Source organism: Vibrio sp. KUL80, assembly GCF_059725495.1.
Genome location: NZ_AP045841.1, coordinates 220,663 through 235,342 on the forward strand (window position 1 = coordinate 220,663; position 14,680 = coordinate 235,342).

At 44.0% G+C, this 14,680-nt stretch carries 9 protein-coding genes and 3 pseudogenes; 9 read left to right on the forward strand and 3 right to left on the reverse strand.

The annotated features are described in order from the left end of the window. Positions 1–48: 48 nt before the first annotated feature. The 6 genes and pseudogenes from AC6I8U_RS01035 to manA all read left to right on the forward strand — a co-directional run bounded on the left by AC6I8U_RS01035 (position 49) and on the right by manA (position 7,057). Positions 49–1,173: an ISAs1 family transposase gene (locus AC6I8U_RS01035; protein WP_498017505.1), complete on the forward strand. Its 1,125-nt coding sequence runs from the start codon at positions 49–51 to the stop codon at positions 1,171–1,173. Between the two features lie 30 nt (positions 1,174–1,203). Then, positions 1,204–2,182 (forward strand): annotated as a pseudogene (locus AC6I8U_RS01040) (ISAs1 family transposase); the annotation flags it as partial. Between the two features lie 95 nt (positions 2,183–2,277). Then, positions 2,278–3,684, forward strand: a complete 1,407-nt coding sequence (locus AC6I8U_RS01045; RefSeq protein ID WP_498017506.1) for a mannose-1-phosphate guanylyltransferase/mannose-6-phosphate isomerase — start codon at positions 2,278–2,280, stop codon at positions 3,682–3,684. Between the two features lie 2 nt (positions 3,685–3,686). After that, positions 3,687–4,436 carry a WecB/TagA/CpsF family glycosyltransferase gene (locus AC6I8U_RS01050; RefSeq protein ID WP_498017507.1) on the forward strand — a complete coding sequence of 250 codons (750 nt, stop codon included), beginning with the start codon at positions 3,687–3,689 and terminating at the stop codon, positions 4,434–4,436. Continuing rightward, positions 4,426–5,856 (forward strand): phosphomannomutase, encoded by a 1,431-nt coding sequence (locus AC6I8U_RS01055; RefSeq protein WP_498017508.1) that lies wholly within the window; start codon positions 4,426–4,428, stop codon positions 5,854–5,856. The genes AC6I8U_RS01050 and AC6I8U_RS01055 overlap by 11 nt, the downstream gene beginning before the upstream one ends. 16 nt (positions 5,857–5,872) lie before the next feature. Continuing rightward, complete coding sequence (gene manA, locus AC6I8U_RS01060) at positions 5,873–7,057, forward strand: mannose-6-phosphate isomerase, class I (RefSeq protein ID WP_498017509.1); 1,185 nt, start codon at positions 5,873–5,875, stop codon at positions 7,055–7,057. A 236-nt stretch (positions 7,058–7,293) separates the two neighbouring features. Here the strand turns inward: manA and AC6I8U_RS01065 are convergent. Continuing rightward, a pseudogene (locus AC6I8U_RS01065) lies at positions 7,294–7,893 on the reverse strand (IS5 family transposase); the annotation flags it as partial. A gap of 166 nt (positions 7,894–8,059) precedes the next feature. Here AC6I8U_RS01065 and AC6I8U_RS01070 point away from each other — a divergent pair. The 3 genes and pseudogenes from AC6I8U_RS01070 to AC6I8U_RS01080 all read left to right on the forward strand — a co-directional run bounded on the left by AC6I8U_RS01070 (position 8,060) and on the right by AC6I8U_RS01080 (position 12,266). Continuing rightward, complete coding sequence (locus tag AC6I8U_RS01070) at positions 8,060–9,673, forward strand: IS1634 family transposase (RefSeq protein WP_498017510.1); 1,614 nt, start codon at positions 8,060–8,062, stop codon at positions 9,671–9,673. A 166-nt stretch (positions 9,674–9,839) separates the two neighbouring features. Further along, positions 9,840–10,968: pseudogene (locus AC6I8U_RS01075) on the forward strand (ISAs1 family transposase). A gap of 128 nt (positions 10,969–11,096) precedes the next feature. Next, entirely contained in the window at positions 11,097–12,266 is a 1,170-nt protein-coding gene (locus tag AC6I8U_RS01080) for a nucleotide sugar dehydrogenase (RefSeq protein WP_498017511.1), read from the forward strand. 126 nt (positions 12,267–12,392) lie between these two features. Here AC6I8U_RS01080 and istB read toward each other — a convergent pair whose 3' ends face one another. Together istB and istA are read right to left on the reverse strand one after the other, a co-directional pair. Next, complete coding sequence (gene istB / locus AC6I8U_RS01085) at positions 12,393–13,133, reverse strand: IS21-like element ISVch3 family helper ATPase IstB (RefSeq protein ID WP_498017512.1); 741 nt, start codon at positions 13,131–13,133, stop codon at positions 12,393–12,395. 10 nt (positions 13,134–13,143) lie between these two features. Next, entirely contained in the window at positions 13,144–14,676 is a 1,533-nt protein-coding gene (gene istA / locus AC6I8U_RS01090) for an IS21 family transposase (protein ID WP_498017513.1), read from the reverse strand. Positions 14,677–14,680 lie beyond the last annotated feature (4 nt).

Genomic DNA, 14,680 nt, shown 5'->3' on the forward strand with positions numbered 1-14,680 from the left:
ATTTCCAGTGTTTTCTAATACCTCCATAGACAATTTGGAGGTCCATTAATGAGCAAGAAGCACCCATTTATGCATTTCGATGTTATTCCAGATTACCGACAACAAGGCAAAGTCGAACACAAGTTAACTGATATCATTCTGTTAACAATTTGTGCTGTGCTTTCTGGCCAAGACGATTGGAAAGCGATTAGCCTTTACGGTGAAGCTAAGTTGGATTTCTTGAAGCGACTTGGTGATTTTAGCCATGGCGTGCCTTCAACATCGACGATAGCCAGAGCGATGGGAATGATTAATGCGACTCGACTGCAAAAATGCTTCATTGAGTGGATGAAAGATTGCTGTGAATTAACCAAAGGTGAAGTGATTGCCATCGATGGTAAAACCGTTAGGGGCTCTTATGATGATTCTCGTGGGCTCGGTGCAATTCATATGGTGAACGCTTTTGCGACAGAAAATGGAGTTAGTCTCGGACAACAAAAAGTCTACGAAAAGTCCAACGAGATCACCGCTATCCCAGAGTTACTAGAACTGCTTGATATATCGGGCTGTTTGGTGACGATAGATGCTATGGGATGTCAGAAAAAGATTGCTCAAACAATTCTAAACAAAAACGCTGATTACTTGCTGGCTGTAAAAGGCAACCAAGGTCGTTTGGAGCAAGCATTCGATAATTACTTCGACATGAGCATGCTGCAAAAACACGATGGTGATTCATACAGCACACAGGAAAAATCGCGTGGCAGACAAGAAACCAGATTGGCTCTAACGAACAAGGAGTTAAGTGTTCTAGGAGACTTGGAGTTTGATTGGCCTGAGTTAAAAACGATGGGTATTGTTGTGACTGTGAGGCAGGAAGAAGCGGTTGCGAAAGAGTCAGAAATCACGGTGAGATACTACATTAGTTCGAAGGATTTAAGTGCTAAGGAATTGTTAAATGCAACGCGTTCACATTGGTTGGTCGAGTCGATGCATTGGTCCTTAGATACAACATTTGGTGAAGATGGTAGCCGAAAACGCGCAGACGAGAGCGCAGAAAATTTTGCAAGGATCAGGCAGATGTGTTTGAACATGCTGAAGAGTGAAACGACTTTGAAAGCGAGTATTAAACACAAAAGAGCGATGTGTGCGATGGATTCTGAGTACCTTTTGAAGGTTCTGGCGAGCCTTTATTGACGGGGATGTTCATGAATTTTCCGTGGCCTTTACGGTGAAGCTAAGTTGGATTTCTTGAAGCGACTTGGTGATTTTAGCCATGGCGTGCCTTCAACATCGACGATAGCCAGAGCGATGGGAATGATTAATGCGACTCGACTGCAAAAATGCTTCATTGAGTGGATGAAAGATTGCTGTGAATTAACCAAAGGTGAAGTGATTGCCATCGATGGTAAAACCGTTAGGGGCTCTTATGATGATTCTCGTGGGCTCGGTGCAATTCATATGGTGAACGCTTTTGCGACAGAAAATGGAGTTAGTCTCGGACAACAAAAAGTCTACGAAAAGTCCAACGAGATCACCGCTATCCCAGAGTTACTAGAACTGCTTGATATATCGGGCTGTTTGGTGACGATAGATGCTATGGGATGTCAGAAAAAGATTGCTCAAACAATTCTAAACAAAAACGCTGATTACTTGCTGGCTGTAAAAGGCAACCAAGGTCGTTTGGAGCAAGCATTCGATAATTACTTCGACATGAGCATGCTGCAAAAACACGATGGTGATTCATACAGCACACAGGAAAAATCGCGTGGCAGACAAGAAACCAGATTGGCTCTAACGAACAAGGAGTTAAGTGTTCTAGGAGACTTGGAGTTTGATTGGCCTGAGTTAAAAACGATGGGTATTGTTGTGACTGTGAGGCAGGAAGAAGCGGTTGCGAAAGAGTCAGAAATCACGGTGAGATACTACATTAGTTCGAAGGATTTAAGTGCTAAGGAATTGTTAAATGCAACGCGTTCACATTGGTTGGTCGAGTCGATGCATTGGTCCTTAGATACAACATTTGGTGAAGATGGTAGCCGAAAAACGCGCAGACGAGAGCGCAGAAAATTTTGCAAGGATCAGGCAGATGTGTTTGAACATGCTGAAGAGTGAAACGACTTTGAAAGCGAGTATTAAACACAAAAGAGCGATGTGTGCGATGGATTCTGAGTACCTTTTGAAGGTTCTGGCGAGCCTTTATTGACGGGGATGTTCATGAATTTTCCGTGGATGAATAACTGAACTTGACTCTCGTTCGGGCTTTAAGATTAATAATCAATATATAAGTTAGGTTTTATTATGATTTTACCTGTCATTATGGCTGGCGGCTCGGGTAGTCGTTTATGGCCGCTATCTAGAACTCATTACCCTAAGCAATTTATTAGCTTAACCAGTGATAATACAATGCTTCAAGACACTATTGCCCGTTTAAATGGGATCGAACATAAATCTCCGTTTCTGATTTGTAATGAAGAGCACCGATTTATTGTTGCTGAGCAGCTGCGTAAGCAAAACCTTTCTCATAGTGGGATTGTCTTGGAACCTGTTGGACGCAATACTGCGCCTGCTATAACGCTTGCGGCGCTTCAGGGTATTAAAGAAGGGGATGACCCTTTGCTTCTTGTATTGGCGGCCGACCACGTAATCAAGAACCAAGCCGAGTTTGCAAGTGTTGTTGAAAAAGCAAAAGTCCAAGCAGAACAAGGCAAGTTGGTGACTTTTGGTATCGTACCAACAGGACCAGAGACTGGCTACGGTTACATTAAACAAGGTCGCATGTTAGGTGAGTCTAGCTTTGAGGTAGAGCGCTTTGTCGAGAAACCAGATTTAGCGACCGCACGTGAGTATGTCAGTTCCAGTGAGTACCTTTGGAACAGTGGTATGTTCTTGTTTAGAGCGTCTCGGTATCTGGAAGAGTTGAAGTTATATCGACCCGATATTTTTCAAGCATGCGAGAAAGCCTTTGCGGGTAGTACCACAGATCTAGATTTCATCCGTCTGGATGAAGATGCGTTTAAAGCCTGCCCCGATGATTCTATTGACTATGCAGTTATGGAAAAAACCCAAGATGCGGCTGTGGTTACACTAGATGCGCAGTGGAGTGATGTAGGCTCTTTCAGTACGCTATGGGAAGTCGCAGATAAAGACGCTAATGGAAATGTCGCTCATGGTGATGTGCTAACTCAAGGTACGCAGAATAGCTTTGTTTATTCCCAAAATAAGCTAGTTACAACTGTTGGGGTTAATGACTTAATTGTTGTCGAAACCAAAGATGCAGTGTTAGTGGCGCACAAAGATAAAGTGCAAGATGTAAAATCTATCGTCAATGAGCTAAAAGTACAGAGTCGCAAAGAATGTCAGCAGCATCGTGAGGTCTATCGTCCATGGGGCTCTCACGACGAGATTGCTGACGGCGAACGCTTTCACGTTAAGCACCTGATTGTAAAACCAGGTGAATCTACCGCTACACAAATGCATTATCACCGTTCAGAGCACTGGGTTGTGGTTCAAGGTACTGCAAAAGTGCTTAACGGTGAAAAGTCTTATTTATTGAGTGAAAACGAATCGACGTATGTCGCGATTGGTTCACCTCATAAAATTGAAAATCCTGGCAAGGTCGACTTACACCTTATTGAAGTGCGCACGGGTAATTATCTTGAAGAAGACGACATTGTGCGTACAGAAGAATATGGTGTTGGTTACTAACTATGCAAGAGCTTTCTATATTAGGTTATTCTGTATCTACTCGCTCTGTAGTGGAAATTGTATCTGAATCGTTAGGATCTGGTGAGTTAAAGGTTGTAAACACGATCAACCCTCATTCTTATGCTGAATCGAAAAATGATGGAGCATTTCAGAAAGCTCTGCTTGATTCAACAGTGTTGATCCCCGATGGCAGCGGTATAGTGTTGGCTGCTAGAAAGTTGCACAAGAAAAAAATCAATAAGATTGCTGGTACGGATCTGTTCTTTGAAACAATGAAGCAATTAGATAAAAAATCCGGTAGCGTATTCTTTTTAGGTAGCACCGATGTTGTGCTACATAAGATTAGGGCAAGGGCATCGAAAGAGTTTCCAAATGTCCAGTGTCACACGTTATCCCCGCCTTATAAAACAGAATTTTCTGTAAATGATAAGGTTTCATTTATAGAGGCAATAAACGCTTCTAACGCTGATGTAATATTTGTCGGCCTCACAGCTCCGAAACAGGAAAAGTTAATACATTCAATTAGAAACAACATATCAGGGTCTATGGTTTCTGGTATCGGTGCAGTATTTGATTTTTATGCTGGAACTGTTAAGAGACCAAGCCAAATATGGTTAGATCTCCATTTGGAGTGGTTGGTTAGATTTATTGGAGAACCTAAAAGGTTGTGGCAAAGAACATTCGTCTCAGCGCCTATATTTTTAATAGATATGTATAGACAAAAATACACAGGTTATAAGAATGAAAAATAGTTACTCCATAATAAATGAATCTGAAGTTCAATTTGGCACTAGCGGTGCCCGTGGCTTGGTAGAACAGTTCACTAGTGATGTATGTGCTGCTTTTACTCATGCTTTTTTCGAAAGCATCAAAAGCAACTTTGACTTTGATGCGTTAGCGCTGGCTATTGATAACCGCCCAAGCAGCTATGCAATGGCACAGGCGTGTGCTGTGGCCGCAAAAGATGCCGGCTTGCAAGTTGTTTATTATGGCGTAGTTCCAACTCCTGCATTAGCTTATGTCTCGATGCAACAGAATATCCCTTGCATCATGGTAACAGGTAGTCATATCCCTTTTGACCGTAATGGCCTTAAATTTTATCGTCCGGATGGTGAAATTAGTAAAGCTGATGAACAAGCGATCTTAAATGCTAAAGTTTTGTTTACACCAGTTAATGAACTACCAGAGTTAGAAGTTAACGACTTTGCCAAGCAGGAGTACACACATCGTTATACGTCGTTATTTACGACTAATATGCTATCAGGCAAGCGTATTGGTATTTATGAGCACTCTAGTGCTGGCCGTGATATCTATGGCGGGTTGTTTGAAGCGCTAGGTGCTGAAGTGATCTCTCTAGAGCGCACGAATGAGTTTGTGCCGATTGATACTGAGGCCGTAACAGAAGTCGATAAGGTTAAAGCGCAAGCATGGTCAAAAGAGCATAATCTCGATTTCATCTTTTCAACAGACGGAGACGGTGACCGTCCATTAGTTGCTGATGAAAGCGGTGAATGGTTACGCGGTGATATTCTAGGTTTGCTCTGTGCACAAGAGATGGGCATTGACGCTCTAGCTATTCCAGTCAGCTGTAATACGATTATTGAGCTATCGTCAGCGTTTAATTTCGTATCGAAAACTAAGATAGGCTCACCTTACGTAATTGCTGAGTTTGATGTATTGTCTAAAGACTATTCTCGCATTGCAGGATTTGAAGCTAACGGTGGTTTCTTATTAGGCAGTGATGTTGAAATTAATGGTACGACATTAAAAGCACTTCCCACTCGAGACGCGGTGTTGCCTGCCCTGATGTTGTTGTCGGCAACACAAAATACCGCTATCGCCCAGCTTGTGAGCGACCTTCCTCAAAGGTTCACTCATAGTGACCGTATTCAAAATTTTATGACTGAAAAGAGCTTAGCAATTCTTGCTCAAGGTATAGAAAATCCACAAGCATTAATCACAGCGCTAGGCTTTGAAGACTCCGTCTCCATAGTCGATACCACCGATGGATTGAGAATGACGCTTTCAAGTGGTGTGATTGTACACCTTCGTCCTTCAGGAAACGCACCAGAACTGCGCTGTTATGCTGAGGCTGATACAATGGACCATGCCACTCGTGTCGTAGATTCAGTTCTTAGCAAAGTGCAAGACTTAGACATCACTCTAGCTTAGTTAAAGGCTTTAGTTCATGATATATAAACTGACGAATATAATTCAAAACTACGCTTGGGGCAGCAACACTTCATTGAGTTTTTTGTTTGGTTTTGAGAATCCAGAAAGTCAACCGCAAGCTGAGCTGTGGATGGGAGCACACCCAAATGGGTGCTCTTACCTTGAGGAACTCGATACGTCTTTAGCTGATTACATTACACAACACCCTGCAACAGTGTTGGGTGACTATACCGCAGATCGCTATGGTCAAATGCCTTATTTGTTTAAGGTGTTGGCGGCTGAAACGCCATTGTCCATTCAAGTGCACCCTAATAAACGCAACTCGGAAATAGGCTTTGAGCGTGAAAACGCGCAAGGTATAGCATTGACTGCGCCTAATCGAAACTATAAGGATGCAAACCATAAGCCAGAGTTGGTATTCGCCATCACTATTTATAAGGCGATGAATGGTTTTAGGCCTTTTGAGGATATTCTCTCTTTATTTGAAGAAGTGAATATCCACGCTCTTGCACCAGATGTTGAAGTTTTCACGCATTCACCAGATGATAAAGGCTTGCAAACATTATTTAAGGCGTTGCTTACTTTAGAGGGCGAGAAAAAGCAGAAAGCTTTGGCTGAGCTCTGTGAACACTATGGTAAAGCGAATCTATCACCTATGGCCAAGCAAGCACTAGAGTATAGTCAACACTTTGCCAAATTGTACCCCGGTGACAATGGGATTTTGGCGCCTCTGATTTTGAATATCGTTGAACTCCAACCAGGAGAAGCCATGTTTTTGCATGCAGAAACGCCACATGCTTATGTTCAAGGTACAGCTTTAGAGGTGATGGCGAGCTCAGACAATGTTCTTCGAGCAGGTCTTACACCTAAGCATATTGATGTTGAAGAGTTGATAGCAAATACACATTTTCATCCGATACCTCCAGCCAGTCTATTAACGCCACCAATGAAACGAGAAGGACGCTTGCACTTTCCTGTTCCAGTTGATGACTTTAAATTTGATGTGTTAGAGGCAAACGAAACTGAGCAATCTATTTTTGTAAGAGGCGCTGAGATTGTGTTTTGTATTCAAGGTGAGGTGTGTCTTTCGGCGCAGGGCAAGCAGGTTAAGATACGCACTGGAGAGTCAGTATTAATACCGTTTGAAGCTCAGAAATTTTTCTATGGCGGTAAAGGGCAGTTAGCTCGGGTATCTAATTAGCTAACGTATAGATGAAAACATAAGGAATTGATGTATTATTGGGGCTTGATAGTGACTGCAGCGGAATGGCTGGGAAAAATCATGTAAATGCACGTGTTTAAAGGGGTCGTAGCGTATTAAGTTCTCAACTTTTGAACGTTGCGAGTTAGTGTTATTACATTCCCGTTAATCGTCTGATGATCGATTGGTAGATCATTTTCAGTGCTTTCAAATGCTTCCATAGAAAATTTGGAGGCTCAACAATGAGCAACAAGCGGCTTTGATGCGTAATTCAGACGAGAAACCAAGCTGCCCAAAGTTGAGTAACTTTTAGACAATATGCTGAGTTTACCACCCAACAACTGTTTCACTCGATGCATTGCTGTCTCTGATAGCGAGCGCTTGTGATAACCATACCGCTTTTTCCAGTTCTTGTTGGAGCCGTACAGCTTCTGGCAACCTACCGCTAGGTTGCGAGGGTGTCCTTGTTCCCAGAAGGCTGCTCCTTCCCTTGGCGGGATGAGCGGAACCGCTCGCTTTATACGTATTGCATCATGGCAATGTCTGGTGTCATAAGCACCATCACCTGATATTTCAATGATTTTACGACGTGTCTGCTTGAGTAGGTTGGGAAGCACTTCGGCATCGGTAACGTTAGATAAACTAAGCTCTGCTGCGACTATTTCGTGGGTGCCGGTATCTACTGCTAAATGTAGCTTACGCCAGACTCTGCGCTCCCCATCAGTACCGTGCTTTTTGACCTTCCATTCACCTTCGCCATAAACCTTGAGACCGGTGGCATCGATGGCAAGATGCTGTATCACACCTCTGGTTTTAGTTTTAAATGAAACCTCAACATCCAGGGAAAATTCACGTACATGCCTATGTTTAACCGTCATTCCGCACCTAATTCAGGAATTTAAATAGTGTGATCCAGTGATCATTTACAAGACTTAGTAGCATAGGCAGCTTGACCGCGATCCCCAGTTTTGATCTATTACTGTTATTTAACGGTCGCTTATTATGTCTGCTCCTCAACCTGTTATTAAACGTCTAGATCACCTAGGGCTTATCGCTGCTTTCTGCCACGAGGTCGACCTGCCGGGTATCATCGACCGCATCATTCCTAAGTATTCGGAGCATAACGTTTCACATGGTGATGCTGTGTTGGCTATGATCCTTAATGGGCTAGGCTTTCATAGCCGCACGCTGCACATGTTCTCTGATTTTTTCGAGACCAAGCCGATTGCCAAGTTGCTAGCTAAAGACATTGAGGCACACCACCTTACTGATGATGTACTTGGGCGCACATTGGATGCTCTATATGAAGCCGATGTCTCTGCTCTTTATCAAGCAATTGCAGAGCATGTGGTTGATAAACTTGGACTTAAAACGGACTCCGTCCACCTCGATATCACGAGTTTTCATGTCGATGGTGACTACGAGCAAGACGAAGACATTAATGCTATTAAACTAGTCAAAGGCTATAGCCGAGACCACCGTCCAGAGTTAAACCAAGTGGTCCTTGAGCTGATTTGTGAAAACCAAGCAGGCTTACCCGTTTACATGCAGGCACTCAGTGGTAACACCAATGACGCTAAAGCCTTTTCTGAAGTGACGAAGAAGCACATACATTGTCTAAAATCCGCCCAAAATAGTCGCTACTTCATCGCTGACGCTGCGTTATATACCGAAGACAGTATTCGTTCGCTGGATGAGCAACAGCAAAAATTTATTACTCGCGTTCCAATGACCATCAAGTCAGCCAAAGAAGCGCTATTGGCTCTAGAGCCAGAGCAACTAAGTAGCATAGGTAATGGTTATTCAGGTTGCTGGATTGACGCTAACTATGGTTCAGTTAATCAGAGGTGGTTGTTGGTTCACAGCGAACAAGCCACCAAGCGAGAAGAAGCCACGTTTTACAAAAACTTAGATAAAAAAGTCACCAAAGAGCTTAAAGCGCTGGGGCAACTAATGAAAAAGCAGTTTGCTTGCGCAGTGGATGCCGAGCAAGCGATGAACGACTTTGCCAACGAGTGTCATTTACTGGGCTTTGTACATACCACCGTAGTGAAAGAGCCGATCTATGCAGGTCGCGGTCGCCCTAAAAAAGAAGCAAAGCCAACAGGCTACCACTACTACATCGATGCGACGCCCTATACCGACCTAGAAAAAGTCAAACTGGCGAGGCTTAAAGTGGGTATGTTTATCCTCGCGACCAACGATACTGATAGTTCAGAGCTGACAATGGCGGCACTGCTTGAGCATTACAAATCCCAGCAAAAGGTCGAGCGCGGATTCCGCTTTTTGAAAAGCCCAGAGTTCCTAACCTCATCCATTTTTCTAAAGAAGCCCCAACGTATTGAGGCGCTCTTGATGATCATGACGCTAAGTCTTCTCGTTTATGCAAGTTTAGAGCACAAAATCCGAGAGCAGCTCACCAACACAGAAGAGTTCTTCCCGAGTATGGTGAAGAACAAAACAACAACGAAACCGACAGCGCGTTGGGTGTTCTTAAAATTCGAAGGCATCGACACGCTCGAACTAGGTGGTCAACGTTTCATAACGGGAGTCCAAGAGCATCAGACTCGGCTAGTCAAATTACTTGGTTCGCTATATGAAGCGGTTTATTCCTGAATTGGCTGCGGAATCTCGGGTTTAAAGGTTTCGTGGCGTAGTGAGTTCTCAATTTTCGAACCTCACTAGTTAGCGTTATCACATAACAATCAATTGTCTGATGATCGATTTGTAGATCATTTTCAGTGTTTTTTAATACCTCCATAGACAAATTGGAGGTTCAACGATGAGTAATCAGCACCCATTTATGCATTTCGATGTCATTCCAGATTATCGCCAACAAGGCAAAGTCGAGCACAAGTTAACTGATATCATTCTGTTAACAATTTGTGCTGTGCTTTCTGGCTAAGACGACTGGAAAGCGATTAGCCTTTACGGCGAAGCTAAGTTGGATTTCTTGAAGCGATTTGGTGATTTTAGTCATGATGGCGTTCCATCTACTTCGACGATAGCAAGAGCGATGAGTATGATTAGTGCAATTCGCCTACAAAAGTGCTTCATTGAGCGGATGAAAGATTGCCGCAGGCTAACCAAAGGTGAAGTGATTACCATTGATGGTAAAACCGTTAGGGGCTCTTATGATGACTCTCGTGGGCTCGGTGCTATTCACATGGTAAACGCTTTTGCGACTGAAAATGGTGTCAGTCTCGCACAGCATAAAGTTTACGAAAAAAGCAATGAGATCACTGCTATCCCAGAGTTGCTTGAACTTCTTGATATATCAGGCTGTTTGGTCACTATTGATGCGATGGGATGCCAGAAGAAAATTGCTCAAAAAATACTAATCAAAAATGCGGACTATCTACTTGCGGTGAAAGGCAATCAAGGTCGTTTAGAGCAAGCGTTCGATAATTATTTCGATATGAGCAAGTTACAAAAACACGATGGTGATTCTTACAGCACACAGGAAAAATCTCGTGGCAGACAAGAAACTAGACTGGCTCTCACGAATAAGGATTTAGGTGTTCTAGGTAACTTAGCGTTTGATTGGCCAGAGCTAAAAAACAATGGGTATCGTTGTCTCTGTAAGACAGGAAGAAGCGGTGGCGAAAGAGTCAGAAGTCACGGTGAGATACTACATTAGTTCGAAGGATTTAACTGCTAAGGAATTGTTAAATGCAACGCGTTCACATTGGTTGGTCGAGTCGATGCATTGGTCTCTAGATACAACATTTGGTGAAGATGGTAGCCGAAAACGCGCAGACGAGAGCGCAGAAAATTTTGCAAGGATCAGGCAGATGTGTTTGAACATGCTGAAGAGTGAAACGACTTTGAAAGCGAGTATTAAACACAAAAGAGCGATGTGTGCGATGGATTCTGAGTACCTTTTGAAGGTTCTGGCGAGCCTTTATTGACGGGGATGTTCATGAATTTTCCGTGCTTCCTCAGTCCTACCAATGAAGTGTCGCACTTATTATCTGAATTCGGGTGTACACATTACTTATTGAATTCAATATTACTTATTTGAAGTTGGCTTATTATTATGAAAATTACTATTGCAGGAACGGGTTACGTAGGCCTGTCTAATGCAATGCTGTTAGCTCAGCATTGTGAAGTGGTCGCATTGGACGTAATCGCGGAAAAAGTAGAGCTGCTAAACAATAAAAAATCTCCTATTGTGGATGCAGAGATTGAAGCATTTCTCAAAGAAAAAGAACTCAATTTCACAGCTACTTTGGATAAGGAGTTAGCCTATAAAAATTCAGACTATGTGATTATTGCTACACCAACAGATTACGACCCTGAGACTAACTATTTCAACACAAAATCGGTAGAAGCCGTCATCTCAGATGTACTCGAACTGAACCCAAATGCAACAATGGTAATCAAATCGACAGTGCCTGTAGGTTTTACTCAGTCGGTTCGTGAAAAGTTTGCTACTAATGACATTATTTTCTCGCCAGAGTTTTTACGTGAAGGTACTGCATTGTTCGATAACTTGCATCCTTCTCGTATCATTGTTGGTGAGCGCAGTGAACGTGCAGAAATTTTTGCAAATCTGTTGGTTGAAGGTGCAGAGAAAGAGAACATCGACGTTCTATTTACCGATTCGACTGAAGCTGAAGCGATTAAACTATTTTCAAACACTTATCTTGCAATGCGCGTGGCATATTTCAATGAGCTAGACACTTATGCCGAGACGCATGGCTTGGATAGCCGTCAAATTATCGAAGGTGTCGGCTTAGATCCTCGAATTGGAGTGCACTATAATAATCCGTCATTCGGTTATGGCGGTTATTGTCTTCCTAAGGATACTAAGCAGCTTTTAGCTAACTACCAAGAAGTGCCGAATAACCTAATTCGAGCGATTGTTGATGCTAATACCACTCGTAAAAACTTTATTGCAGACAGTGTTCTGAAGCGAAATCCAAAAACTGTTGGTATCTATCGCCTTATCATGAAGTCGGGCTCCGATAACTTCCGTGCATCAAGTATTCAAGGAATTATGAAACGCTTGAAGGCCAAAGGCATCGAAGTGGTGGTTTACGAGCCGGTCCTTCAAGAAAAAGAATTCTTCCATTCAGAAGTTTTGACTGACCTAGTGGAGTTTAAGTCTCGCTCCGATGTCATTGTTTCAAATCGCATGGCGCAAGAGCTTTTAGATGTGGAAGACAAAGTCTATACGCGCGACTTGTTTAATGGTGATAAATAATCCCCAACAAAAAAAGTCATATGTAAAAGAGAGGATCCTTCGTTATCTGCGTATTTCGGTGATTGCGATCGCTCGTTTCGGTTTATTCCGATCACCTGTGCCTGCCTTTTTTCTCTCTTCCTATTTCTACTCTAAGTGATCGGATTGCGCCAGTTTTCTCATTGACTCACCTCCCAGTTCTATTCGATGGCTATTGTGTACAAACCGATCCATTAGAGCGTCTGCAACGGTGGCATTACCGATCATGTTGTACCATTCCTTAACGGGTAGTTGGCTGATGACGATCGTACTGCTGTTTTGGTAGCGGTCTTCCAGCACTTCCAGAAGGTGGCCCGCATGCTCTTGAGTCAGTTTTTCCATTCCCCAGTCATCAAGGATAAGCAGTGCTTTTTTAGCCAGGGATTGAAGTTGCTTTTGATAGCTGCCATCCAGACGACCAGCGGTCAGGTCGTCCAGCAGTCGGCTTAGTCGGTAGTACCTTGCTGTTTGCTGTTGGTCACAGGCACTGGTTGCTAGTGCGCAGCCAAGATACGTTTTGCCTGCTCCTGTTGGGCCTGTGATCAAGATGTTCTGGTGTTTGTGTAGGTAACTGCCCGTTAGCAGTTCGCTCATCTTTTTGCGATTAAGATTTCGTCCTTCTTTGTAGATGAGTTGGCTCGGCTGAGCATCCACTCTGAGCTTGGCTTGCCGTTTTAGCCGTTGGATTTTGGACTGATTGCGGTTCAAGATCTCGCTTTCCAGAAGCAGGCTTAACCGTTCCTCGAAGTTCAGCTCTGCGTAGGTGGTCAGTTGCTCTTGTTGCTGCTCTAACGCTTTCGCAGCATGGCTCAAGCGCAGGGTTTTGAGTTGGTCGTTAAGTGCATTCATCTTTCTTCTCCTAGTGGTAACAGTTCGGGCCACGAACATTGCTATGAACGAGGTTTGGTGTGCTCTCTTTGTCTTTGCTTAGTTGGCCTTCACGATTGTTCTTCAGCAGATTATTGACGAAGGTGTAGTTGGGTTTTGTCAGCATCAGCGCATCTTTACAGGCTTGCTCTAGGCGCGATTCGCCATGCGTTTTACTCAGATTGAGCAACCCAAGGCAGGAACGATAAGACTGCTCTGGATGAGGCTTGGAGTTAAGCATCTTATTGACGACTTCTCGTGTGGCTGGGCCGATATTGGCTCCCCAGTTGAGCAAGCGTCCAGGCGACCACTTTTGATGTTGATGATTACTCGGCATATGCTCTGGTTGGGTGCTGTTTCCGCGCTCTCTTTGGCTGCGTGGATGCTGGGCGACCAAGTTACCTTGATGGTAGATCTGCACCAGACGGTTGGAGGCTTCCAGTTCGACATGGTGACCAACAAGTTGATGGGGAACCGAGTAGTAATGACGGCGATATTCGATGTGATAATCAGGCCCAACTTTGGCTCGCTTGGTTTCAGTATATAGATATCGCTGCTTAGGCAGAGGCTTTAACGCGGGTTTATCGAGTTTGTCGAACAGCGCTTTGCGGCTCGCACCATACTGCTTCATCTCACGTTCATTTAAGTCATTCATAAGCTCACGGATGGCGAGGTTCAGCTCTTTGAAGGTATGGAAGGTTTGATGGCGCAGCCGCATCATGATCCAGCGTTCCACTAGGAGCACGGCATTCTCTGCCTTGGCTTTGTCTTTCGGTTTGTAGGGGCGAGCTGGCATCACTGCGGTTTGGTAGTGGTTTGCCAGTTTTTGATAGCTGTCATTTAGTCTCGGCTCATAGCGATTGGGTTTGGTGACCGCGCTACGCAGATTATCGGGAACCAAGAGTCGTGGTACGCCGCCGAAGTGCTCGAACGCATTTGCATGCGCCTCTAACCAGTAAGACTTACCTTGACTCGGGAAGGCTTCAACATAGGTGTAATTGGACGCACCTAAGGTCGCCACGAACACTTCTGCTTCGCGCACTTCACCTGTATCAGGGTTGACCACTTGAAGCCGAGGCCCACAGTAATCGATAAACAGCTTATCACCTGCAACATGGAGCTGACGCATGCTGCGCTTTTGGGTTTTGAACCAACGAGTGAAGTGCTCGCAGAACTGAGTGTAAGCGTAAGCTTGTTCTTGATATTGCTCATGATACTCCTGCCAGAGCAGCATCTTCGTCATACCTTTACGTCTGAGTTCGACAGCGTATTGAGTGAAGTCTGGCATGACTTTGTCGCGATTGGCTTTCTTCGAGTGATACAGAGCTTTAGTGAGGTCTGCATCACTGCAACCTTCGGGCAAAGGCCAGCCAAGTTGGCTTTGTTTAAAGCGAGTCAGGAGTTCCGATATGGTGGAAGGGCCGAGTTTAAGGCAAGAAGCGATGCTGCGATTTGAAAGACCGCAATCGTACTTAAGGCGTAATACCTCTTTGATTTTGTTCATTGGAGTTCTCTTTTTTGCCATGGTC

Excerpts from the sequence above, each read along its gene's own strand:
- istA (WP_498017513.1), bottom strand. The coding sequence starts at position 14,676 with ATGGCAAAAAAGAGAACTCCAATGAACAAAATCAAAGAGGTATTACGC.
- AC6I8U_RS01035 (WP_498017505.1), top strand. The coding sequence starts at position 49 with ATGAGCAAGAAGCACCCATTTATGCATTTCGATGTTATTCCAGATTAC.
- AC6I8U_RS01055 (WP_498017508.1), top strand. The coding sequence starts at position 4,426 with ATGAAAAATAGTTACTCCATAATAAATGAATCTGAAGTTCAATTTGGC.
- AC6I8U_RS01070 (WP_498017510.1), top strand. The coding sequence starts at position 8,060 with ATGTCTGCTCCTCAACCTGTTATTAAACGTCTAGATCACCTAGGGCTT.
- istB (WP_498017512.1), bottom strand. The coding sequence starts at position 13,133 with ATGAATGCACTTAACGACCAACTCAAAACCCTGCGCTTGAGCCATGCT.
- AC6I8U_RS01080 (WP_498017511.1), top strand. The coding sequence starts at position 11,097 with ATGAAAATTACTATTGCAGGAACGGGTTACGTAGGCCTGTCTAATGCA.
- manA (WP_498017509.1), top strand. The coding sequence starts at position 5,873 with ATGATATATAAACTGACGAATATAATTCAAAACTACGCTTGGGGCAGC.
- AC6I8U_RS01050 (WP_498017507.1), top strand. The coding sequence starts at position 3,687 with ATGCAAGAGCTTTCTATATTAGGTTATTCTGTATCTACTCGCTCTGTA.
- AC6I8U_RS01045 (WP_498017506.1), top strand. The coding sequence starts at position 2,278 with ATGATTTTACCTGTCATTATGGCTGGCGGCTCGGGTAGTCGTTTATGG.